Annotated in this window: 22 protein-coding genes, 1 tRNA gene and 1 pseudogene; 16 read left to right on the top strand and 8 right to left on the bottom strand. The window is 65.3% G+C overall.

Translation table 11 applies throughout. The features are described 5' to 3' along the window. From QZZ29_RS12555 to QZZ29_RS12500, 12 genes and pseudogenes are all read left to right on the top strand, one after another. A pseudogene (locus QZZ29_RS12555) lies at window positions 1-529 on the top strand (hydrogenase 4 subunit B); the annotation flags it as partial. Then, the gene (locus QZZ29_RS12550; RefSeq protein WP_291383739.1) at window positions 526-1,485 is read left to right on the top strand and encodes an NADH-quinone oxidoreductase subunit H; all 960 of its coding nucleotides are present in this window, start codon (window positions 526-528) and stop codon (window positions 1,483-1,485) included. The pseudogene QZZ29_RS12555 and the gene QZZ29_RS12550, both read left to right, overlap by 4 nt. Continuing rightward, complete coding sequence (locus tag QZZ29_RS12545) at window positions 1,482-2,141, top strand: hypothetical protein (RefSeq protein WP_291383737.1); 660 nt, start codon at window positions 1,482-1,484, stop codon at window positions 2,139-2,141. Before QZZ29_RS12550 ends, QZZ29_RS12545 begins: the two co-directional genes overlap by 4 nt. Next, a complete protein-coding gene (locus QZZ29_RS12540; protein WP_291383735.1) occupies window positions 2,141-3,652 on the top strand; it encodes a proton-conducting transporter membrane subunit in 1,512 nt (503 codons plus the stop codon). The genes QZZ29_RS12545 and QZZ29_RS12540 overlap by 1 nt, the downstream gene beginning before the upstream one ends. Continuing rightward, window positions 3,649-5,136 carry an NADH-quinone oxidoreductase subunit C gene (locus QZZ29_RS12535; protein ID WP_291383733.1) on the top strand — a complete coding sequence of 496 codons (1,488 nt, stop codon included), beginning with the start codon at window positions 3,649-3,651 and terminating at the stop codon, window positions 5,134-5,136. Before QZZ29_RS12540 ends, QZZ29_RS12535 begins: the two co-directional genes overlap by 4 nt. A gap of 36 nt (window positions 5,137-5,172) precedes the next feature. After that, complete coding sequence (locus QZZ29_RS12530) at window positions 5,173-5,310, top strand: hypothetical protein (RefSeq protein ID WP_291383731.1); 138 nt, start codon at window positions 5,173-5,175, stop codon at window positions 5,308-5,310. 138 nt (window positions 5,311-5,448) lie between these two features. After that, complete coding sequence (gene treS, locus QZZ29_RS12525; RefSeq protein WP_291383729.1) at window positions 5,449-7,143, top strand: maltose alpha-D-glucosyltransferase; 1,695 nt, start codon at window positions 5,449-5,451, stop codon at window positions 7,141-7,143. Then, window positions 7,140-8,456, top strand: a complete 1,317-nt coding sequence (locus tag QZZ29_RS12520) for a phosphotransferase (RefSeq protein ID WP_291383727.1) — start codon at window positions 7,140-7,142, stop codon at window positions 8,454-8,456. Before treS ends, QZZ29_RS12520 begins: the two co-directional genes overlap by 4 nt. Window positions 8,457-8,762: 306 nt before the next feature. Then, window positions 8,763-9,059, top strand: a complete 297-nt coding sequence (locus tag QZZ29_RS12865) for an alpha/beta hydrolase (protein ID WP_366479609.1) — start codon at window positions 8,763-8,765, stop codon at window positions 9,057-9,059. A gap of 114 nt (window positions 9,060-9,173) precedes the next feature. After that, on the top strand, window positions 9,174-9,587 hold the full coding sequence (locus QZZ29_RS12510; protein ID WP_291383725.1) for a hypothetical protein: 414 nt from the start codon (window positions 9,174-9,176) through the stop codon (window positions 9,585-9,587). Between the two features lie 68 nt (window positions 9,588-9,655). Continuing rightward, window positions 9,656-9,934, top strand: a complete 279-nt coding sequence (locus tag QZZ29_RS12505) for a 2-oxo acid dehydrogenase subunit E2 (protein WP_291383723.1) — start codon at window positions 9,656-9,658, stop codon at window positions 9,932-9,934. A gap of 72 nt (window positions 9,935-10,006) precedes the next feature. Further along, on the top strand, window positions 10,007-11,185 hold the full coding sequence (locus QZZ29_RS12500) for a hypothetical protein (protein WP_291383722.1): 1,179 nt from the start codon (window positions 10,007-10,009) through the stop codon (window positions 11,183-11,185). Window positions 11,186-11,362: 177 nt separating this feature from the next. Here QZZ29_RS12500 and QZZ29_RS12495 read toward each other — a convergent pair whose 3' ends face one another. From QZZ29_RS12495 to QZZ29_RS12470, 6 genes are all read right to left on the bottom strand, one after another. Next, window positions 11,363-12,217 carry an aldehyde dehydrogenase family protein gene (locus tag QZZ29_RS12495; protein WP_291383720.1) on the bottom strand — a complete coding sequence of 285 codons (855 nt, stop codon included), beginning with the start codon at window positions 12,215-12,217 and terminating at the stop codon, window positions 11,363-11,365. Next, entirely contained in the window at window positions 12,214-13,686 is a 1,473-nt protein-coding gene (locus QZZ29_RS12490) for an aldehyde dehydrogenase family protein (RefSeq protein WP_291383719.1), read from the bottom strand. The genes QZZ29_RS12495 and QZZ29_RS12490 overlap by 4 nt, the downstream gene beginning before the upstream one ends. A gap of 4 nt (window positions 13,687-13,690) precedes the next feature. Beyond that, the gene (gene deoC / locus QZZ29_RS12485) at window positions 13,691-14,641 is read right to left on the bottom strand and encodes a deoxyribose-phosphate aldolase (protein WP_291383740.1); all 951 of its coding nucleotides are present in this window, start codon (window positions 14,639-14,641) and stop codon (window positions 13,691-13,693) included. Between the two features lie 684 nt (window positions 14,642-15,325). After that, window positions 15,326-17,713: a DEAD/DEAH box helicase gene (locus QZZ29_RS12480; RefSeq protein WP_291383717.1), complete on the bottom strand. Its 2,388-nt coding sequence runs from the start codon at window positions 17,711-17,713 to the stop codon at window positions 15,326-15,328. Then, window positions 17,706-18,614: a nucleotidyl transferase AbiEii/AbiGii toxin family protein gene (locus QZZ29_RS12475; protein ID WP_291383715.1), complete on the bottom strand. Its 909-nt coding sequence runs from the start codon at window positions 18,612-18,614 to the stop codon at window positions 17,706-17,708. Before QZZ29_RS12475 ends, QZZ29_RS12480 begins: the two co-directional genes overlap by 8 nt. Beyond that, a complete protein-coding gene (locus tag QZZ29_RS12470) occupies window positions 18,611-19,186 on the bottom strand; it encodes a type IV toxin-antitoxin system AbiEi family antitoxin domain-containing protein (RefSeq protein ID WP_291383713.1) in 576 nt (191 codons plus the stop codon). Before QZZ29_RS12470 ends, QZZ29_RS12475 begins: the two co-directional genes overlap by 4 nt. 767 nt (window positions 19,187-19,953) lie before the next feature. On the opposite strand from QZZ29_RS12470, the gene QZZ29_RS12465 reads away from it, so the two are divergent. Together QZZ29_RS12465 and QZZ29_RS12860 are read left to right on the top strand one after the other, a co-directional pair. After that, window positions 19,954-20,337 (top strand): hypothetical protein, encoded by a 384-nt coding sequence (locus tag QZZ29_RS12465; RefSeq protein ID WP_291383711.1) that lies wholly within the window; start codon window positions 19,954-19,956, stop codon window positions 20,335-20,337. Beyond that, window positions 20,229-20,462: a tyrosine-type recombinase/integrase gene (locus QZZ29_RS12860; RefSeq protein ID WP_366479603.1), complete on the top strand. Its 234-nt coding sequence runs from the start codon at window positions 20,229-20,231 to the stop codon at window positions 20,460-20,462. Before QZZ29_RS12465 ends, QZZ29_RS12860 begins: the two co-directional genes overlap by 109 nt. Window positions 20,463-20,589: 127 nt before the next feature. On the opposite strand, the gene QZZ29_RS12460 is transcribed toward QZZ29_RS12860, so the two are convergent. Together QZZ29_RS12460 and QZZ29_RS12455 are read right to left on the bottom strand one after the other, a co-directional pair. After that, window positions 20,590-20,663, bottom strand: a tRNA-Pro gene (locus QZZ29_RS12460). A 208-nt stretch (window positions 20,664-20,871) separates the two neighbouring features. Continuing rightward, window positions 20,872-21,093: a YgaP-like transmembrane domain gene (locus QZZ29_RS12455; RefSeq protein ID WP_291383709.1), complete on the bottom strand. Its 222-nt coding sequence runs from the start codon at window positions 21,091-21,093 to the stop codon at window positions 20,872-20,874. 136 nt (window positions 21,094-21,229) lie between these two features. Between QZZ29_RS12455 and QZZ29_RS12450 the strand changes: the two genes are divergently transcribed. Continuing rightward, window positions 21,230-21,832, top strand: coding sequence for a nucleoside deaminase (locus QZZ29_RS12450; protein WP_291383708.1), 603 nt, complete (start codon window positions 21,230-21,232; stop codon window positions 21,830-21,832). 200 nt (window positions 21,833-22,032) lie between these two features. Continuing rightward, the coding region (locus QZZ29_RS12445; RefSeq protein WP_291383706.1) for a hypothetical protein at window positions 22,033-22,449 on the top strand (417 nt) is incomplete at its 3' end.

Below are 22,449 nucleotides of genomic sequence, written 5' to 3'. Positions count from 1 at the left end.
GATCTTGAACGTCCTCCCTGGTGTGCGCGACACCGCCCCGCTCGCCGACAGCACGGTCACCCTGCGCCTGGCCGGAATTGAGGGTTCGATGTCGCCGCTGCTGATCGCTCTGGGCCTGGTGCTCGCCGCGCTCGTGGTGGCTAGTCTCGTGCGTCGCGTGACGGGCGGCGCGCCGCGGCGAGTGGTGGGTGTCTGGGCAAACGGCGGCCCGGAGCGCAACTCGCGCCAGGAGTACACCGCGACGTCCTTCGCCGAGCCGCTCACCCGCGTGTTCGACGATGTGCTGCGACCCGAACACGACGTTGACGTCACGCCCTACGCCGAGTCCTCTTACCTGATCGAATCCGTGACCTTCCGACAGCGGGTTCCGGACCGGCTTGAGGCGGCCCTGTATCCGCCCGTGATGGCGGCCGTCGAATCCTGGGGTCAGTGGTCGCGGCGCCTCGCCAACGGGCGGGTGCATGGCTACCTCGCGTACGGCTTCATCGGACTGCTGGCTGCGCTCCTGGTCGTGGCGGTGACCGCATGACCACACCCGAGAACATCGGCGCCGTGGTCGCGGCAGTGATCCAAGTCGCCCTGATCGTGGTCGGGGCGCCGTATCTTGTGGGCCTGATGCGTCAGGTGCGTGCGCGCATGGAGGGCCGAGTGGGGGCCGGCATCGGCCAACCCGTCCGGGACCTTCGCAAGTTGTTCCGCAAGGAGGCGACACGGCCCGAGGGCACGAGCGTGGTGTTCGTCGCCGCTCCCCTGATCCTGATGGCCTCGGCCGTGTTGCTGGCCGCCGTCATTCCGTTCGTGTCCACGGTGGCACCGGTGGGCGGTGTGAGCGACCTGTTCGCCGTCGTCGCGATCCTGCTGCTCGGCACGGTGGCGCTCGCACTGGCCGGGCTGGACACGGGCACTGCGTTCGGGGGCATGGGCGCTAGCCGCGAGGTGACCATCGTCGCGCTCGTCGAGCCGACAATCCTGCTCGCCATCTTCGCCCTCTCGGTCCGCGTCGGCTCGTCCGATCTCACCGACATCGTCGCGGGCACCCTTGCCGCCCCCGCCCACGTGCTGTCGCCCGCGAGTCTGCTCGCGGCGGTCGCGTTCGCCGTGGTGATCATTGCCGAGACCGGCCGTCTGCCCGTCGACAACCCGTCCACGCACCTGGAACTCACCATGATCCATGAGGCGATGGTGCTCGAGTACTCCGGTCGGGACCTGGCGCTGGTCGAACTCGCCGCATCAATGCGTCTCGCGCTACTGCTCGGCCTTGGCGCAAATCTGTTCGCCCCGTGGGGCGTGGCCACGAGCATCGCGCCCCTCGCCATGGTCGTCGGCATCGTTGCGCTGGTCGTCAAGGTCGCGCTGGTTGGCGTGGCGCTGGCCGCGTTCGAGGTATTCATGGCCAAGTTCCGCCTGTTCCGCGTGCCCGAGCTGCTCGCCGGATCCCTGCTTTTCGCCCTGCTCGCCGTCGCCGCGTCGTACTTCCTCGCATGAGCGCCGCCGTGTCCAGCCAGGTGCTCGACGTGATCTGCGGCGCCATCCTGCTGACCGCCGTCCTCACCCTCTGGCGCCGCGACCTGGCCGCCATCATCCGACTGCTCATGATTCAGGGCGCGCTGATCGCAGGCCTGGCCCTGCTGCTGGGCGTGACCGAGAACAGCACGGAACTCTTGCTTGCGGCGATTGGAGTGGGAGTACTCAAGGCGGGCGTGCTCCCCGCCATCCTGCGGCGAGTTCTCGCCGACAGCGGCGACGTACGCGAAACCGCGCCACTGGTGAACGTGACCGCATCGCTCCTCGCGGCTGCCGTGCTCACCCTTCTCGCGTACGTCCTCAGCGGGCCGCTCGTCGCGCTCGCACCGTCCGCGGCGACCCGTGCGCTGCCCGTCGGCATCGCCGTCGTGTTACTCGGTTTCTTTGTGCTCGTGACACGGCGACACGCCATCTCGCAGGTGATCGGCTTCCTGCTGTTGGACAACGGCATCACGGTCACGGCGTTCCTCGCCACCGCGGGCGTGCCGTTGGTGGTCGAGCTGGGAGTCTCCCTCGACGTCTTCCTCGTGGTGATCGTGCTGCAGATCGTCGCCGCCCGCATGCGGTTGGCATTCGGTAGCACCGACCTCGACGGCCTGAGCGAGTTGCGCGACTGATGACAACCGGGACACAGATGGGGGTGCTGCTCGTACCCGTCGTCGCGCCCGCGCTCGCGGGGGCATTGGCGGCGATCCTCGGGTGGCGACGCTGGATCGCCTGGTGCGCGGTGGCGGCGTCGGCCGCGGTGTTGGGCGCCGGAGTGGTGGCGGCCCTGGCGACCGTTGACGGCTCCACGCTCACCGGGGGCAGCCTGTTGCGGGCGGACGCGCTGACCGCCGTGATGCTGCTGGTCATCGGCGGCGTCTCGGTGATCGCCACGTGGGCCAGCGTGGACTACATTGGCGGCGAAATCGTGGCGCAGACAACCACGGCCCGCGGCGCTCGCCGCTACGGGATCCTGGTGCCGTTGTTCATCGCCACCATGGCGGGCGCAGTGCTCGCCGCCAACCTTGGGGTGATGTGGGCAGCGGTGGAGGCCACCACCATCGTCACCGCGTTCTTGGTGGGTCACCACGGGGGTCGCCGCGCCGTCGAGGCGACCTGGAAGTACGTCATCATCTGCTCCGTGGGGATTGCGCTCGCGTACCTTGGCACGGTGCTCGTCTACTACGCGTCCCAGCACGCCGGGGGCGCGGATGGGCCCATGGGCACCCTGGATTGGAGCGCGCTCGTCGCCCAAGCGGATCGGTTGGACCCGGGGGTCATGCGCATCGCGGTCGTTCTGGTGGTCCTGGGATTCGGCACCAAAGTTGGCCTGGTGCCCCTGCACAGTTGGCTGCCGGACGCGCACAGTCAGGCCCCGGCGCCGGTGTCCGCCCTCATGTCGGGCGTGCTGCTGTCCGTGGCCGCGTACGCACTGCTGCGGTACCGGGCGATCGCCGTCGCGGCGCTCGACCCGGCGTTCGTCCGCACGCTGCTACTTGCGGTGGCGCTCGGGTCGATCCTGGTCGCCGCGTCGTTGATGATCGCCCAGCGCGACTACAAGCGCCTGCTGGCCTACTCGAGCATGGAGCACATGGGGCTGGTTGTGGTCGGCATGGCGGTCGGCACGCCACTCGCGATGGCCGCGCTATTGCTTCACGTGCTGGGCCACGGTCTGGCCAAGGCCGTGCTGTTCTGCGCTTCGGGCCAGGTGCTGGACCTGACGGGCACCACCCGCATTGCAGGCGTGCGGGGACTGCTCGCCCGCAGGCCGGTGCTTGCCGGGATCTTCGCGCTGGGCATCGCCGCGCTGCTCGGGCTGCCGCCGTTCTCCCTGTTCGGCAGCGAACTTGCCCTGGCGCGGGCGACCGCCAACGCCGGTCTTGCCTGGGTGGTCGGAGTCGCCCTGGTTCTGCTTCTTGTGGTGTTCGTGGCGATCGCGCGGCCGGTGGCGGGCATGCTGCTCGGGCCCGCCGCCGACGCTCACGAACGTGAGGGGGATACCGGGGCCGTCGCCTCCGCGACCCGCCGCGCGTCGTCGGCCGCGCCCTTGGTGCTGGGACTGGTGGCGCTCGTGGTTATCGGCGTAGCCACCCCGCTAGACACCCTGCTGCACACGGCGGCGGCGATTGTGGGGACTCCATGAACGCCGTCGACAGGCGGGAGGTTACCGCCACCGAACTCGGCACACAGGTGCAGGCGCTGCTGGATGACGGCATGCGCCTCGCCCTGGTGGCCGCTCACGAGGATCCCGACGTTTTCCGGGTGGTCTACATGCTCACCGGCGCTGGCGGGCGGCGGGTCGAGTTCGTGCTGCGGACCAGCATTGACGCACCCACCGTGCCGAGCCTGGCGAGCCTGTCGTTCCCCGCCGGGCGGTTCGAGCGCGAAATGCGGGACCTGTACGGAATTGTGCCGACCGACCACCCCTTGCCCCACCGCCTGGTGCGGCACAAGCACTGGCCGACAGGCTGGTATCCGATGCGGTCCGACGCGGGCCCTCCCCCCCAGTTCGGGCCGACAGAGGGCGGCTACCCCTTCCTCAGGGTCGAGGGCCCCGGTGTGTACGAGATTCCCGTTGGCCCCGTGCACGCAGGGATGATCGGCCCGGGTCACTTCCGGTTCTCCGTGGTCGGCGAGTCCATCCTCAAGCTCAAGGCGCGACTCTGGTTCACCCACAAGGGCCTCGCCAAACTGGCGGAGGGGCGTTCCCCTGCGGAGGCCCTGCCGCTCGCCGAACGCGTCAGCGGCGACACCACGGTGGGCCATGCCACAGCCTTCTGTAGCGCCGTGGAGGAAGCGCTCGGCGTGGGTGTGCCCGAGCCCGCGCGCGCCGCACGCGCCGCCCTGCTCGAAGTCGAGCGGCTGTACAACCATGTGGCGGACCTCGGCGCGCTGTGCATGGATGTTGGATACGGAATCCTCAACGTGCACGCGCAACGGGTGCGTGAAGACGTGTTGCGGCTGGGCGCCGAACTCACCGGCCACAGGCTGATGCGCGGCGGCGTGATCCTGGGAGGCGCGGAGCTCACGGCGGTGCCCCGCGCCGCGCAATTGACGCGCATCGCCGACGATGTCGCGGAGATTGTTGAGCTTGCCCTACAACAGTCCGTGGTGGTGGACCGCTTCACGGCGACGGGAGCGCTGAGCGCCCAGAACGCCCGCCAGATCGGGGTGCTCGGCTACGTGGGCAGGGCGAGCGGCGTGGACATCGACGCGCGTCGCGATCATCCGTCCCATCCGGCCACCGCGGACGTCAAGCCGGCGCTGCGCGTCGAGGGCGACGTGCTCGCGCGCTTCGCCGTGCGCGCGGAGGAGGTGGCCGCGAGCGTGGACCTGCTGAAGGTCCTGCTGCCGGAGTTGCGCTCCGGTCGGCTCACCGCGGAACTACCAGACCGCGCTGTGGGAAGCGCAGGCGCTGCGGGGTCAGGACTGGTCGAGGGGTGGCGGGGCACCATCGCGCACCGCGTGGAACTGGGTCCCGACGGCCGCCTGACACGGCTCGCGGTCGTGGATCCGTCGTTCCTCACCTGGCCGGCGCTGCCGGTGGCGCTGCAAGGCATGATCGTCGCCGACTTCCCCGTGATCAACAAGAGCTTCAACCTTTCGTACGCGGGGAACGACCTGTAGAGACGGTGTGCGCGGGCGCCCCACAGTTCACACGGTGTGGGCAGACCGCCGATCGCGGTCATTGCTGCACGTCTCGCGTACCGCAACCCCTCCTCGCGGGGATCCTTCTTCGCGATCATCGTGAATGCGGCGCTCAACCTGATCTCGATTGGCCTATCGGGCATCCGTCTGTGAGTCCCGCCGTGACAATTTTGCTTGGGTACGTGAGTCGCGCCAGGGGCCACTCTCCGACGAAGCAATCGCGAGCCGGTATGCCGCGGAAACTGCCTCGGGCGTTTCGCCCTGAGTCGGCGAAACGAATACGGTGGGTGCATGGATGATGATGCGAAGGGCCTCGATCGCACCGACGTCGACTGGTTTAAGTCGGCGGTGTTCTATGAAGTCCTGATCAGATCCTTCCGGGACTCTTCGGGAGACGGCATTGGCGATTTGCGAGGCCTCACGGAGAAGCTCGATTACCTCGAGTGGCTCGGCGTGGACTGCGTGTGGCTGCCGCCGTTCTTCCCCTCCCCGCTCAAGGACGGCGGCTACGACGTCGCGGACTACACCGCGATAGCTCCCGACATCGGGACCATCGACGACTTCCAGGAGTTCCTCGACGCCGCCCACTCCCGCGGCATCCGCGTGATCATTGACGTGGTGATGAACCACACGTCTGATCAACACCCCTGGTTCCAGGCCTCCCGCAGCGATCCGGACGGGCCTTACGGCGACTTCTATGTGTGGAATGACACCGACGAACCCTACTCAGAAGCCCGCATCATCTTCATTGACACGGAAGCATCGAACTGGACGTGGGACCCGGTTCGCCAGCAGTACTTCTGGCACCGCTTCTACAGCCACCAGCCGGACCTCAACTTCGAAAACCCTGCAGTCCACCGGGCCATGCTCGACGCGCTGACCTTCTGGCTCGACATCGGCGTAGACGGGTTCCGGTTGGACGCGGTCCCCTACCTGTACGAGGAAGAGGGCACCAACGGCGAAAACCTCGCCCGCACGCACCAATTCCTGAAGAAGGTCCGCACGTATGTGGACACGAACTACCCCGGCCGCGTGCTGCTCGCCGAGGCGAATCAGTGGCCAGCGGATGTGGTCGATTACTTCGGCGACCCCGCCGTGGGTGGCGACGAGTGTCACATGTGCTTCCACTTCCCGGTGATGCCACGCATCTTCATGGGGGTTCGTCGCGAGTCGCGGTACCCGATCAGCGAGATTTTGGACCAGACGCCGCCGATTCCCGAGCACTGCCAGTGGGGCATCTTCCTGCGCAACCACGACGAGCTCACCCTGGAAATGGTGACCGACGAGGATCGCGACTACATGTGGAACGAGTACGCCACCGACCCGCGCATGAAGGCCAACATCGGCATCCGACGGCGCCTCGCCCCCCTGCTTGACAACGACACCAATCAGATGGAGTTGTTCACCGCGCTACTGCTCAGCCTGCCCGGCTCGCCGGTCCTCTACTACGGCGACGAGATTGGCATGGGCGACAACATTTGGCTCGGAGACCGCGACGGCGTACGCACGCCGATGCAGTGGACCCCCGACCGCAACGCCGGCTTCTCCAAGGCGAATCCGGGCAGGCTGGCGCTTCCGGTGATCATGGACCCGGTGTTCGGCTTCCAGGCCATCAATGTGGAGGCGCAAGAGACGAGCAAGTCGTCGCTGCTGCAGTGGACGCGACGGATGATCCATGTGCGCCGCCAGCACTCCGCCTTCGGGCGTGGCACCTTCTTCGACCTGGGCGGATCCAACCCGTCCGTGTTCTCCTACCTGCGCGAGGACGGCGACGACGTGATGCTGTGCGTCAACAACCTCTCCCGCTTCCCGCAACCCATCGAACTGGACCTCCACCAGTTCAGCGGATCGCGGCCCGTCGAGATGCTTGGCGGCGTCGAGTTCCCCGCCATTGGGGAACTGCCCTACCTGTTGACCCTTGCCGGATACGGTTTCTACTGGTTCCGGATAGCCCGGCTGGCTCTGACGGAAGGATCGGTCGCATGAGTGAGTGGACTGAACGCACGGAACTGAGCGCCTACCTGGCTCGACAGCGCTGGTTTGGGGAAGGCGAGGATGAGGTCCCCATCACCGACGTGAGCGAGTTGGAGTGGCTGAGCGATCCAACCGAGGGGTTGGGCGTGCGCTTCGAACTGGTGGTTGCGGGGGGGTTGTACAACGTGCCGCTGTCCTACCGGCAACACCCTCGTGAGGACCTCTCGTACGGCTTCGTAGGCGCGGTATCGCTCAACGGCGAAGTCTTCTACGTGTACGATGCCTTGCACGACCCGGAGGCGCGCGGCATCCTGCTACAAGGCTTCGTCGCCGGTATGGACAGCCCCTCCGACATCGACTATTCCCGGCTCGAGGGCTTCTCTCTCGAGGCCGACGCGGACAGTGTGCTGATGTCCGCTGAGCAGAGCAACACGTCGGTGATCGTGGGCGACAACCTGGTCAAGTTCTTCCGCAAACTCGCGCCGGGGCGTAACCCCGACATCGAGATCCAGGCGGCGCTCACCCGGCTTGGTTCGGAGGAGATTTCGCCGCTGCTGGGCTGGATCAGCAGCGGTGACATCGATCTCGCCATGGTCGGCGTGTTCCAGCGCTCGGCGACGGACGGCTGGGAGTCGGCCCGGACGAGTGTGCGTGCGCTGCAAGACGACGAGATGCGTGCCCGGGATGCCGGCGGCGACTTTGCCGGGGAGTGCGAGCGCCTGGGCTTGACGCTCGCCGTGGTGCACGAACAGATGCGTCAGACCCTCCCCACGGCGAGTTGGGATGCGCCAGAGGTCGCCGCGCTCGTCCGCCGCCTGAACGCGCGCCTGGACCGCGCAATCGACATGCACGACACGGTCGTCACGTACGCGGACCGTGTTCGCGCTGCGTATGCCGCCCTCGATTCGGTCACGCCCGTTCCGGTGCAGCGGGTGCACGGCGACTTCCACCTCGGGCAGACCCTTCGCACCACGTCCGGCTGGATGATCATCGACTTCGAAGGCGAACCCGCGCAGCCCCTCGAGGATCGCGTGCGCCTCGACTCCGTGTCCCGAGATCTCGCCGGCATGCTGCGGTCGTTGGACTACGCGGCTCACTCGGTGACGATTGCGCTCGGAGTGGAGGACAACGAGTATGTCGACGACTGGGTGCGGCGCAATCGGATCGCGTTCCTGAACGGTTACGGCTTCGAGGCGTCCGATTCCGCGGTGACGTTGCTTCGCGCCTACGAGATCGATAAGGCCCTCTACGAGGTGGTCTACGAGTCGAACTATCGGCCGGACTGGGTGGACATCCCGTTGCGTGCGCTGAACCGCCTGCTCTGACCCCAGCTGCTGTGTCGGCACGCCAGCCGATCAGGGGAATACGAGGCACTAACGCCCCCGTTCACCGCCCGTGCGCACCGACGCAACATCCCGCGAGACTGGAGCCAAGCCATGAGCGATGGTCCCGACGACCTTGCCGGGCCCGCTACAGCCACCACAACCGACTCGGCGGCAGAGCGTGAGCCCGAGGGCTGGGGGATGTTCGGCCCGCCTATTGGAGGGTGAACTGGCCCCGCTTGCTCGACTTTTCATGCACGAGGTCTGTTCGGACGCGGGGTGCGAGGCAATCGTTGAGGACCTCATCGCCTGGGGCGTTGCTCAAGACCCTCACCTGGCGAATGGGCCATCGCCGACGCGGTCGATGTCAACTACGACGATGTTGCGGACCGCCTGCCACGTCTCGAAGTGCCGGTCACCCTCCTCCATGGTGACGCGGACCGGATTGTCGGTCCGCGCAGCTCCGAACCACTCCGCGACGTGACTCCTGGCTCCACGCTGGAAACTGTGGAGGGAGCGGGCCACAGCTCACACCTGACGCGTCCGGACGGGGTGAACCGCGTCATCTTGAACACCGCCGCAGACGTTCGTGACTCACGTCCCTAGCGCGCCGTCGTGAGCCGGCGGCGGCTGGCTCAGCTCTTCACCTCCGCCAACTGGCACGGCGACTGCGTAGCCGGGCATTATGGAAATACGACGCGACGCGCGACCGCTCACGAAGTGAAGCCGTTTCCGACGGCGGGTCGCCTGGTCGCCGACGTGGGTTGGATGTCGCGCCGCAAGAACAACGTCCGCGGCGTGCTTGAAATCGACGTCACCGTGCCGCGACAACTCATGCGGGCGCACGAGGAGTCGACTGGCGAGTCTGTTTCCTTCACGTCCTATCTCGCATACTGCATAGGCCCGGCGGTCGCGGCCAACAGGTACCTGCGCGCCTATCGCGATTGGCGCGGCCGGCTGGTTCTGTTCGACGATGTGGACATCACCACCATGATCGAGGTGCGCCAGGACGGCAAGGAGTATCCCGTCGGCCACATCATTCGTGCCGCCAACCAGAAGACTTTTCGCCAGATCCACAACGAGATACGCGGGTCCAGGCGCGCGGCGGTGCACGCGACGAGGTCACACGGCTGAACCTGCTCGTAACCCTGCCCGGAATTGTGCGCCGTGCGTTCTTTCTACTCACGAGCCGCCAACCCCACATGATCAGGAAGGTGCAGGGCACCGTGGTGCTCAGCGCTGTGGGCATGTTCGGCAGCGGCGGGGGCTGGGGGCTGGCACTCCCCAGCCACACGCTGGGGATCACTGTCGGCGACATCACCCAGAAGCCGGGTGTGCACAATGGCGAAATTGCCATCCGTGAATACCTCAACGTCACCCGCGATTTCGACCACAACATCGTGGACGGCGCGCCAGCGTCCCGCTTCGCCCAGCGGTTCCGCGATCTGGTCGAGGGAGGGAGTGGGTTGCACCCCGTCTGATGCCGATTCGTTCTCATCTGCCACACTCTGAAGTAATCCGTCGGCAATGGCGCACAGGCGAGGAGGGCAGCGATGGCTGCATTCGACGGCGTCGACTTGCGGATCAGCTCAGGCGGTGGGGCGCTCGTCGAGCTCAATGCGGCGCTCGCGGACTCGCACGTTGAGTACAGCGCAGATGGGCGCGGTGACGTGGTGGTTCCGGCGCGCGGACTTGTCGCCATCGTGCGGGGAGTCGATTGCAGCGACTACGACGGCGCATTGGCCGCGGCGCGCGAACTCACGGAAGACGCTCTCAAGCGCGTGGCTCCGCTGTACGACGCACACGCACTCATCGTCAGCGGCGATCGTCCCCGCGTCGCCTGGTGGACGGGCGCGGCGGGGTCCACGATCCGCATCACGGGCGCCGCCACATGGACGCCCGTCTCGCCCACGTGGGGCGACAAGCGCCGCGCCGCGTTCGAGTTACTGAACCCCTATCCCGCACCCGACACGCCGTGGCACGCCGCCCTCAAGCACTACCGGTCATCGGAGCTTTCCGAAGAGGCCAAGGGCTCCGCGGGAGATCTGTACCTTGCTCTCGCGTCCGCGCTGAGCGCGCGAGTAAGCAGACTTCCCCATGAGAGTGAACGACACTGGCTGCTTCGATCACTCCGCATCGTGGACCGCGAGGTGGACCTCGCTCCCTTTGCGCCGCCCGAAAGCAGCAATCCCGTGCCGGAGGCGATCCGCGGCGAACTGTATCGCGTGCTCCGCAGAGCCGACCCGGCGGCCGCGCGGGGGCTTTGGTCCAGCATCCGGACCTCCAGCGCAGACCTCATGGCGGCCCGCGCGCGTTACGCCACGATGTTCAGGCAGTTGGCACGGGCCTATGTCGGCATCACCTTTCCGGCACTTGACCCGACCGAATCGATGTTCAACGCCACCGTCCGCTCGAGGCCGGAGCGCTCCGTGGTCTGGATTGGCGACGAGCACGCGACGGGCCTCGACACCGCTCGCGGGCGCGTCGGAGAGTGGCATCCGGGCGGAGCGAGGCTGAGACTGCCCACGCGTGACGACGACGGGGGCACCCCTGGCGGCCACTTCGCCGTGATCGGCCGGACATCCTCCGACGCAGTGGAAGCTGGCGTCGGTGTCATTCGGTCGTTTGGAACGCTGGAGGACGAACGAGTGACGAGCGTGGCGAACCTGACCGGTGCATTAGATGTCGGGGAGGCTGCCGCGGTGGAAGTCGTGGTCACCGATCCCCGCTAGGGGCGTCCTACCCGCACCTGGAGCAACCTCCACCTCATTGGCGCACTGGTCCAACGACGCTCGCACAGTGCCGTCGGGGCCGAACGGAGTGGCTTGGGACGCCGTGCGCGGCCCGTGTACATTCACCGTCGACACTGGTGCAGTGCCTGACGATAGCGCGTCACACCCCCATCACGGTCAGATGAGGGCTTTGGTGTGCCAGACGGTCTTAGTCTCGGTGAAGAAGGTGACCCGCTCGACGCTCTGCTCCGGCACACCGCTTTCCGGCGGCAACACGCGCTTGAGCGTCTCGGCTGCAGCGATCTGCAGGTCGACCCAGTCGATCGATGCGGCTCCCGCCAGATCGATCGCATTGACATCGCCGTGGCTCGCCAGCCAGGGCGCGATCTCGGCCGCGGAGCCGGTCAGCACGTTGACCACTCCGCCTGGCACGTCGCTCGTGGCCAGCACCTCGGAAAGACTGATGGCGCTCAGCGGCGACTTCTCGCTCGCGACCACCACCACGGTGTTGCCGCTGAGGATCACGGGCGCGATGACGCTCACCAGCCCAAGCAGCCCCTGCCGCTCGGGCGCGATCACGGCAACCACACCGGTCGGCTCCGGCGTGGAGATGTTGAAGTACGGTCCGCTCACCGGATTGCCATTGCCGGCCACCTGCACGTACTTGTCTGCCCAACCCGCGTACCAGACCCACGTGTCGATCGCAGCCTCAACCTGCCTTTCGGCCGCCGAAACGGTGATGCCGTCAGCTGCGTGCAACTCTTCGACAAACTGCGCCCGGCGGCCCTCCAACAATTCGGCGATGCGGTAGAGAACTTGGCCACGGTTGTAGCCGGTCGCCCCGGACCATCCTGCGAATGCGGCGCGGGCGGCGACGACAGCGTCACGGGCGTCCTTGCGCGAGGCCTTGGCAGCGTTCGCAATGAATGCCCCCTTTGCCGTGGTCACCTCGTAGACGCGACCTGATTCACTGCGCGGAAATTTGCCGCCGATGTAGAGCTTGTAGGTCTTGGGGATAGCGAGATGGCTCATCGTGATCCTGCTTTCAACGCGGTGCTCGTGAGATACGCGACCAGGCCATGCTTTCCACCCTCGCGCCCGTAACCGGACTCTTTGTAGCCGCCGAACGGCGAGGCAGGGTCGAACTGATTGAACGTGTTCGCCCAGATGACACCGGCGCGAAGCTTGTCGGCCACGGCGAGAATCTTGGAACCCTTATCGCTCCAAATCCCCGCCGAGAGTCCGTACGGCGTGTTGTTCGCCTTGGAAATCGCCTCTGCCGGTGTACGGAACGTCATCACGCTCAGCACCGGACCGAAGATCTCGTCCCTGGCGATCCGGTGGCTCGTCTCCACGCCTGTGAAGATCGTCGGCGCGAACCAGAAGCCGTTTGCCGGGATCTCGCAGGGCGCGCTCCAGCGGACGGCACCCTCGCTCTCGCCGATGTCCGAAAGTTCGCGGATGCGGTCGAGTTGTTCGCGGGAGTTGATCGCCCCGATATCGGTGTTTTTGTCGAGCGGATCACCCATGCGCAACGTCAGCAGCCGCTCCTTGAGCCGCTCGACAACCTCGGTCTCGATGTTCTCCTGGACGAGCAGTCGCGATCCGGCGCAGCAGACATGTCCTTGGTTGAAGAAGATGCCGTTGACGATGCCTTCGATCGCCTGGTCGAGGGGGGCATCGTCGAACACGATGTTGGCCGCCTTGCCGCCCAACTCGAGCGTGAGTTTCTTGCCGGTCCCGGCGGTCGACTTCGCTATGGCGCGCCCCACCTCGGTCGAACCGGTAAACGCGACCTTGTTGACGTCCGGGTGATTGACCAGCAGAGAGCCGGTACCGCCGGATCCCGTGATGATGTTGACCACCCCCGGCGGCAGGTCGGCCTGCTGCAGGATTTCAGCGAAAATCAGCGCGGACAGCGACGTGGCAGACGCTGGCTTGATCACCACGGTGTTGCCCGCTGCGAGTGCCGGCGCGATCTTCCACGCCAGCATGAGCAACGGGAAGTTCCAGGGAATGACTTGGGCGGCCACTCCCAAGGCGCGCGGGTTCGGTCCGAGACCGGCGTGGTCGAGCTTGTCGGCCCAGCCCGCGTAGTAGAAGAACCAGGCTGCCACGAGCGGAACGTCGACATCCCGGCTCTCCTTGATGGGCTTGCCGTTGTCGAGGCTCTCGGCCACGGCGAGTTCACGGGCCCGCTCCTGAACGAGGCGAGCGATCCGGAACAGGTACTTGCCACGGTCCGCTCCGCTGAGTTTCGACCACGTGCGCTCGTACGCCTTGCGGGCCGCCGCCACTGCTCGGTCGACGTCCTTCGCATCGGCCGACGAGATCTCGGCGATCTTCTGCTCCGTTGCGGGCGAGATGGTCGCGAACGATTTTCCGTTGGCCTGCACAAAGTCGCCGTCGACGAAAAGTCCGTAACTGTCCTTCAGGTGCAGGATCGAGGTGGACTCCGGCGCGGGTGCATAGTCAAGGAAGCGCGAGTCAGATGCAGGCATATTCTCAGTCCACCGTTACGTAGTCGGGGCCACTGTAGCGACCGGTTGAAAGTTTCTGGCGCTGCAATACAACATCGTTGAGCAGGCTCGAAGCACCAAAGCGGAACAGGTGCGGCTGCAGCCACTCCTCCCCGACCGTCTCGGCCACGGTGACCAGGTATTTGATGGCGTCCTTAGAGGATCGGATGCCTCCCGCGGGTTTGACGCCGATCCGCTCGCCGGTGAGTTTGTGCCAGTCGCGTACTGCCTGCAGCATCAGCAGGGTGACCGGGAGCGTCGCCGCCGGAGACACCTTGCCCGTCGAGGTCTTGATGAAATCGCCGCCGGCGAGGATGGCAAGCCAGGATGCCCTGCGGACGTTGTCGTACGTGTTGAGTTCCCCGGTCTCGAGGATCACCTTGAGGTGGGCGTAGGTGCCGTCGTCACGCCTGCATGCCTCCTTCACTGCCACGATCTGGTCGAACACCACGCCGTAGCGGCCGGAGAGGAACGCGCCCCGGTCGATGACCATGTCGATTTCGTCGGCGCCCGCCGAGACAGCGTGCTTGGTGTCGGCGAGCTTCACCGCAAGCGAGGCGCGGCCGCTTGGAAACGCGGTAGCAACAGCCGCGACGTTGATGCCGCTGTCTGGGCCGAGGGCGGCAACGGCGTAAGGAACCATGTCGCCGTAGACACAGACAGCAGCGACCCGTGGCGTGGACATGTCGGACGGGTCGGGCGTCATGGCCTTCGCGACCAGCGAGTGCACCTTGCCCGGCGTGTCGGCGCCCTCGAGGGTGGTCAGGTCGATCAGGCCGATGATGGTGTCGAGCGCCCTTGCCTTCGATGTGGTCTTGATCGAACGCGTACCGAGCGAGGCGGCTCGCGCCGTGAGACCGACGGCGTCGACTCCGGGCAGTCCCTCGAGATGAGCGCGCAGGCTTTTCTCGGTCAGGTCACCGCCAATTGTCTGAATGGCGCGTTCGGCTGGAGCGAGTATCGCGGGCTCCACTTCTTTGTGTGCTGGTGCGCCTGTCACAGCGTCTCCTTGTCCTGCTTGATCGTGCCCTGTCGACGTGTCATTGGCGGCGGCCCTACGTCCTCAACTTCAGACATGCCTGGGTCTCAAATCATAAGCCCGATGAGCCCGGGCAGGGACGTTCGTGCCCGGGCCAGCGTCGGGCATGCCCGCAGCCTCCTGAATTCGAGCGACGGCATCGGCGACACAGCAGAGGTTGCGCCGAAGATCGCTCAGGTGATCGGCGGCGAAGGCCACGGCGTCCGATCGCGGAGCACCTGGCTTCCCTGTCTCTCGGCACCAAGGTACCCAGATTCCGGGGTTCAGATCATGCAGGACACGTCATAAGATGCATGGTTTGCATGATTCTGGTCCCCTTTTGGTCCCCTTCACCGCAGCGAGAACCAGACCTCGATCACCATCGTTTGAAGTACTTGGTGAGGGCTCGATTCGGTTCTCGCTGAACCGCCCCGGGTGGGGTGACCTCTCACGTCAACGATCCGACGCTCAGAACTTCGAACTCACAACGCTTCCTGGGACGCGACCCCGGGCATGGAACTGGCTGGCCTTCGAGGTTCGGCGCAAGGGAGTCGACAATCATGCGAAAATTTCGTGGCCGACCGCGGTCGGCACCCGCCCGCCTCATTCAGCAGGTTCCGCCGTCACGAAGCCTTCCTTCGACATCACGCGCCTGCGCCGTGAGTACATGCGTTCCAAGATAGGCACGTTCTTATCCCGGTAGTCGTGAACGATCGCGGGCATAGAGTGCTCCGCTCGTCCACGCGTGATGCGGCCGATCTGCTGAATGACGCGCCCCTTGAAAGAGACCGGGACAGTGAGGAAGAGAGTGTTCAGCGTCGGCAGGTCGAGACCTTCTCCGGCGATCTTGTCGATGGCGACAAGAACGAACGGCTGCTGCTGCGCGTCCATCTCCTCAAGCGAATGCCTGATGTCACGGCGGTTGGCAGCGGTGAGGCGTCCGTGAAGCCGGATCACCGGCGAAGCGCATGATTCCAGCGCATCCGCGAGCGCGTCGAGGTGTTGGAGCCTGTTCGTCAGTACGAGGCAAGTGCGCCCCTGGCCGACTGCTCCTCTGACGTGCCCTGTAATCATTGCGTTGCGCTCGGCATCGGCGGCGAGTTCCGAGTAAATCGCCTGAACGGATGGGCCGTCGATTCCGGATTCCTCGGTGCGGAAGGTCGTCTCATGGACGACCATCTCGCGAGCAGCATGATCGGCGGTGTCGACCACGTGGCGGATCGGACCGCATTGCATCGTGATCAGTCCATTCATCTGATCGGCGCGGTAGGGTGTCGCCGTCATCCCCACCCAGTAGCGGACATTGACGTTGCGCAGGGCGGCTTCGGTTGCTGGTGCTGCGACGGCGTGGCATTCGTCGATGATGATCTGCCCGTACTCCTCCAGCATGCTGGGGTCCGCGTTCCGATGCGCGACGGACTGCATCATGATCAGGTCCACAACGCCTCGCCGTTTCCGTCGCCCCGCCCCGAGCTGACCAATCTGCTTCTCGGTCAGGCCGAGGAACTGCTGGAGTCGTTCACGCCACTGGGCGAGCAGTTCGGCACGGTTCACGAGGATCGCCGTTGGCGTCGCGCGTTCGGCGATGAGGGCGCAGGCCATGACCGTCTTGCCTGCGCCTGGAGGAGCGACGAGCACTCCGGTGTCGTGCGCGAGGAGCGCTTCGACCGCGCGCAGTTGCTCGTCTCGGAGTTGGCCCGTAAAGGTCAACCCCAAACGTCCCTGCGCCGTAGCCACTGTCTCGGTCGTTGTCTGGAAGCCTGCGTCCGCGAGGAGCGCTTCGGCTTCGTCAGTGAGTCCCCGAGGCAGACGCAGTTCGTGCTCGTCATGTTCGAAGCTGGTGACCAGACGCGGCGTGCCGAAGGTACTGAACCGCTGAGCCTGTCTGCGGTAGAACTCCGGGTTGGGCACGGACGCCATGTGTTTGAGTTCGGTGATCACGATCCCTGGAAGGAGCTCCGTCGGGATGTGCAGAAAAGCATCGCGGCGTAGCCCCAGCTTTCGTCCCGCCGTCGTGCGCGCGACCGCCTTGATATTTGATCGCCGCGGCCGTGCACCGAGCGACTCCGCCGGCCCCACGCGCGAATCCGCGAGGCTCGTCGAACCGAGTTCAGCGACCCGTTCGACGGGTACAGGCGTCGTCATTGCCAGGGCCGCGAACTGATCCTCATACGGATCCCAGGTCCCGGGATCGACGAACACGGTCGTCCCGCGTCGGCGGCAGTCGCCCTGCAACGGTAGCGCGATGAGATTGCCCAGGCGCGCCCGCCCAGTGGATCGTTCCGGCAGGATGTCTTGCGACGGAAAGAAGCGATCGTAACTCTGAAAATCCATCGTCGGTCGGCGCGCCATGGCGGCGCGCAGAAGGCGCATCCCTGCCGTTCGCGCTGTCGCCGCCGGAACAAGGTCCTCGAAAAACATCCAGACATGCGCACCCTCACCGGATCGCGACACTTCGGTGAGCACGTCGATCCTGGCGCGCTCGCACTCCGCAACGAATGCTGCGGCATCATGCCGCCACTGCGCGTCGTCGAAGTCGCAGACCAGTAGACGGCACTGGTCGCCAGCAAGCATCGGGTAGAGGCCTGCGTGAAACTCGCGCTCTCCGGGTTGAAAAGCGCCTCGAAGATGCCGCTCCACGGTTCGATCTTCGAGCGGCAGATAGTCCGCAGCGGTCTCGGACCCGGTGTAAAAGCCGCCGCGTACCGCTGGGGCCCAACCTGACTTTCCCGCGCGCGCGCTGGTCCACCGCACCGCGTGGACATCACTCCTGCCGACGAAGCGAGCACGGAACAGGGCGAGCTTTTCGGCACTCGACGATGCTGCCGTCACCGCAGGCAGCAGGCCAGCACGAGCGGGTACAGCCACCAAGACCTTTTCCATCGCGTCTCTCTCGCGCTCAAGTTCTCCGAGCTCGCTGCGAGCCTCCGCGAGGTCCTGCTCCAGTCTCGTGATCCGAGACCTCAAGATGTCGATCTCGGCGTCAGTCAACGGCTTTTCCCCAGGACTGAGCGTTCGGGTCCCACATCAGATGGGCCACGTTATTCGTCAGAGCAGGTTCGGTGAAGACTAAGCATGCCTGAAGAAGTTCGGCGAAGCTCTCCGGTGTCGACTGTTCGAGTCGTTGCTTTTTACGCCAGGTCTCCCACTTGCGTTGTGCCAGTGCCGGCATCCCCGCGATAAGTGGCCCAAGAGGTTCGATGTCGACGTGACGGTAGCGGGCGACGGTGTCGATCGCTTCGCGCAGGTCTGCTCCGCGGATGATCCTGGACCTCGCGATGGCTGCGATGTCGGTGAAGTCGCGCCAACGGGTGTTCTGCTCACCTCGTTCGATCGCGGTGACGATCTTTTCTGCGAGAACCATGTGGTCTGGGTAGCCAGCGAGCCTGAGCGTTCCACCAAGAAGGAGCGGGAGCACGGCTTCAGTCGGGGCCGGCCAGATCGGATCACCAAAGTTCACGTCGACGTGCAGAGCTACCCGCGCTGTCGCGAGTTGCGCCGTGATCTTGACGCGGGCACCGTTGTGATCGGCGTCGTCCCGGATTGGCTCTCCTACTGCGGAGTCCGAGTCGAACTCCAACCCGTCCTCGAGGTGCACTTCGATGATGCTGCGCACCCGTTGCTCGACGTCGGTGATGTCGTTGGTGAATCCGGTGGCGGCGAAGTCGATGTCGCGGGTCGGCCGTCGCGCAGCGAATGCCGCCATGAGCACACCGCCCTTGAGTACGAACTCTCCGGCATGCTCAGAGACTGCCAACCGGGCGAGAAAACCTTCGAGCGCGTACAACGTGAAGTACTCAGCGGGATCGCGTCCGTCGCGGCGGGCGAGGTTTCGCAGATCGTTGTATGCCTTCCCAGCAGGAGTGTCTCGTGTCGGAGTTGGCGGGGTCATAGGAGCGCCTCGAGCGCCTGTCGGATCCGCGGCTGCGCCTTTGGGAAAGACGATGCAACCTTCATCAGGGCTGCTGGCGAGTTCCCGCGGCGGCGCAACCACCGTCGGAGTGCGTCGTAGGCGACGTCGCTGCCTTGCTGATGCATGAGCCGGAAGCAGTCCACGATCGTTCTCTCGGCTGAGTAGATGGAGAACCTCAGTCCATTTCCGGCATCGATGTGGTCGCGTCCGATGTGAAAGGTTGTCGGGTCGAAGCTGTGCCAGGCAACGTGAGCGAGCCCAACGGGATGATGGACACCACGTGGGAGGGCGATATCAGACTCGAACGGGATGGCGTCGCTCAGGTCGTGGTGCACCAGCGCACTCGTCAGACACAACGTCGCCTCTTCACGCACAGCCGTTGCTGCGGCGAGCGAAGCAAAGGCAGGCTCGATCTTGTCAGGACGCAGATACACACCACGGCCCATTCGTTCGATCTCACCCTTCGCGAGAAGGTCGTAAACCTGATCTTTCCGCAGGCCTGCGGTGCGAGCGTCGCTGAGCGTGAACACGGGTCCGAGGTCCGCCGCCATGATCCACCTCCCAACTCTCTACACATGGAGCCTATCTGTAATGAGTTAGGAAGGCTACGACGAGGCTCAAGGGATGAAACGTTCCTTTGCCGCCATCGCTCCACTCGGAGTCCACATCAACGCCGACACCGTGCCCTGCGGAAAACGTATTCGCGCACGAGCAAGGTGGACTGACCCAGTCTCAGGCATCCGCGAAAGTCGATCGATCACCGTCGACAACAAAGCGTCCGCATACGAATTCTTCAGGGCGCTAAGGTCCCACGTCGGCGCAGACCTCGACCGGCTCATCACACTGACGGACTACGCACATCAGATCGGAGATCGGTTCCTCCGCGGCGTGGACATGACCTCCACTGCCGCCGGATACCGTGCGGGACTTTGGCTCCGAGCCCTACCGGCGCTTGGGCGTCTATGCGTTCGGGACATCACGTCCGGAATCGTGGACCGAAGCATCGACCGTTGGGAGATCGAGCACTCTCGCTCGACACTCAAGAACACGATCGCTGCACTCACACGAGTTCTCGACGAGGCCGTTCGCGACGAAATCATCACCCGGAATCCGGTGAGAGACCGGGCTCATCGACGGTATCGGATGCGGGCGACACCGCACCTCCAAACACCCATTCCTTCACCCACCGATATCGGACTGATCGCTGCCGCGTGTGCCGAGGCCCACCAGAGCTACGGCGACCACGTCATCCTGAGCGCATTTCTTGCCGCACGCACTTCAGAAGTCGCCGGGTGTCAATGGCCTTTGAGAAATGCCCATGGGCAGTTTCGCATGGCCGCTAACAGCCGGGCTCGTCGTCGGCGACATCGATTGGACGAACAGGATTGTCACGATCGAACGCCAGTCCTTCCCCCGTGCCAGCGGCCTCAGCATCAAGCCTCCGAAGGGTCGTCGAGCTCGCCAGGTGTCGATCATTGAGCCGCTTGAGCCCGTGCTGCGCAGACTCACGATGCGGCAGGCGCGCAGCCTGCCGTTGTTGCGCGGGCCACACGGCGGTGTCATCACGACTGCAACGTTGCGTGCCGCAACCGGTTGGGACGAGCTGGTTGCATCGCTGGGGTTGCGGGGGGGTGCCGTCATGACCTGCGGCATGCGGGTGCAACCTGGTTCGCGAACGCGGGCGTCCCGATCCACGTTGTGAGCGACACCCTTGGACACGCGTCGATCGAGACCACGCGTGCGTACCTACACTCTGACAACACCGCACTGCAGAACGCCGCGGCGCGGATTAACAAACACCTCCGGGAGACTGCGATGAACAGTTAGAAGCACCTGAACCCCTTGACCATGTCGAGTCAAGGAGTTCAGCGGATACATATTTGGGTCCAAGACCGGCACACCACCGCTCATGCGACGTCACGAAATACCCTTTTGATCAGGCATTTTGCTTTTGTCGGGCTGACAGGATTTGAACCTGCGACCCCTTGACCCCCAGTCAAGTGCGCTACCAAGCTGCGCCACAGCCCGTGGCATTGATTCTCAGTTGTTCGGGCCGACCGAAGAGTGGTAAACCACTTGACCCCCAGTCAAGTGCGCTACCAAACTGCGCCACATCCCGATTCACCACCTCGCGGCGCGACTTTCGTTGCACCATCAGGCCGTCGACAAGTTTACACAGAGACGCGCCCTCCCCGGCACCACATCGGGCGCCGCGGGGACGGCGTCCACTGCGGAACTAACTGAGGCCAGCGCGAGCCTTCTTGCCCGACAACGGCTGCTTGACCAGCGGAGCCAACAGGCACACGTCGAACACGCCAACGACGATGAACACCAGGCCCACAGCGCTGGGGAACAGCCACGCACCGCTCAACGCGATTCCGAGGCCGAACAAGATAAAGCCGACGATGCCGCGCACGGACCGAGCCGACGTAGAACTCATGAACTTTGCGAATCCCATGGACGACTCCTTACTCTCACTTCCACGGTATACCCCGTTGGGTATTGCCACTCGCGCGAAGGTCCCAAAAACCCGGGGCAATCCATACGCACCGTCGCTTTGCGAGAATGGAGGCATCGTCGCCCCAGGAGGCCTCATGCTCGCCCAGGATTTCACCCTCAGTTTGCCCGCGTGGCTCACCGCTGAACTGCCTACACTCCCCCGCCACGTCGAGGGCCACGACGCCCAAATGGCGCTGGTAAACCGCCTCGCGGATCGCAACTGGCGAGAGGGCAACGGCGGTCCGTTCGCCGCGATCGTGGTGGACAACGCCACCGGCGAACTCATCTCGGTGGGAGTCAACGTGGTGCTCTCCACCGGCATCTCGAGCGGCCACGCCGAGGTCACCGCACTTGGGCTTGCTCACGCGGCACTCGGCACATGGGATCTGGGGGCGGACCGCGACCTTGCGCTCGTGGTCAATTGGCGACCCTGCGTCCAGTGCTACGGCGCCACCATGTGGTCAGGCATCAAGCACCTGGTGGTGGCCGGAGACGGGCCAGAGCTTGAGCAACTCACCGGTTTTGACGAGGGCCCGATGGTCGCTGACTGGGCCGAACAGTTCGAACGCCGCGGCATCCAGGTCACCCAAGACGTCGGCAGGGACGATGCCCTCCAGGTGTTCCGCGCCTACGGAGCGTCCGGCGCCGTGGTCTACAACCCCGGCGGCGCCTCCGCCGGCGGCCATTCGCGGAACTAGCCGTTCTTGCTCATGACGTGGGTGGCGCGGCCGACTGCCGTTCGGCGTTGCCGAGCGCGCGTTGTTGGTGCGCGGAGGGCGACTGCCGACGGGGCGTGATTCGCTAGCGGGGTGTCGTGCCCAGGACGTCTCTGCCGTGACTGTCTACAGATTATCGTGCCTGCTAAGTGGATGTCAGACCCTTCTGGTTGACTGGTCTCATGGCAATCGAGGTGTCGGATATTGAGCGGGTGAGCTCCCTGGTGGGCGACCTCGCGCGGCGTGACGTTTCGGGCCTGTCGCAGGGGGATTTGTTGGCTGCGCACGACGCTGTGGCCAGGTTGGGGCGACTGACGGGCACGTTGCAGGCGCGCTTCGCAGGGGAGATCGCACGACGCTCCGCGCCCGACCTGCCCGGCGGGGGCTTGGCGCGTCAGCAAGGGTTCGGCAATGCGGGTCAGATGGTGTCGCGGGTCACGGGTGGAACGACTTCGGGGGCGTGGCGGTCGATTGAGGCGGGACTTGCTCTCATGCCCGATGCGGCACCTTCCAACGATGCGGATCCCGCTGACCACTCTCAGAATGTGGCTTTGCCCCGGTTTGGTGGACACCTTGTAAGAGAGGATGTCCATTATGGG

The sequence above is a fragment of the Demequina sp. genome, from assembly GCF_016278765.1.
Taxonomy (GTDB): domain Bacteria; phylum Actinomycetota; class Actinomycetes; order Actinomycetales; family Demequinaceae; genus Demequina.
This window is presented reverse-complemented; position numbering and strand designations above follow the sequence as displayed.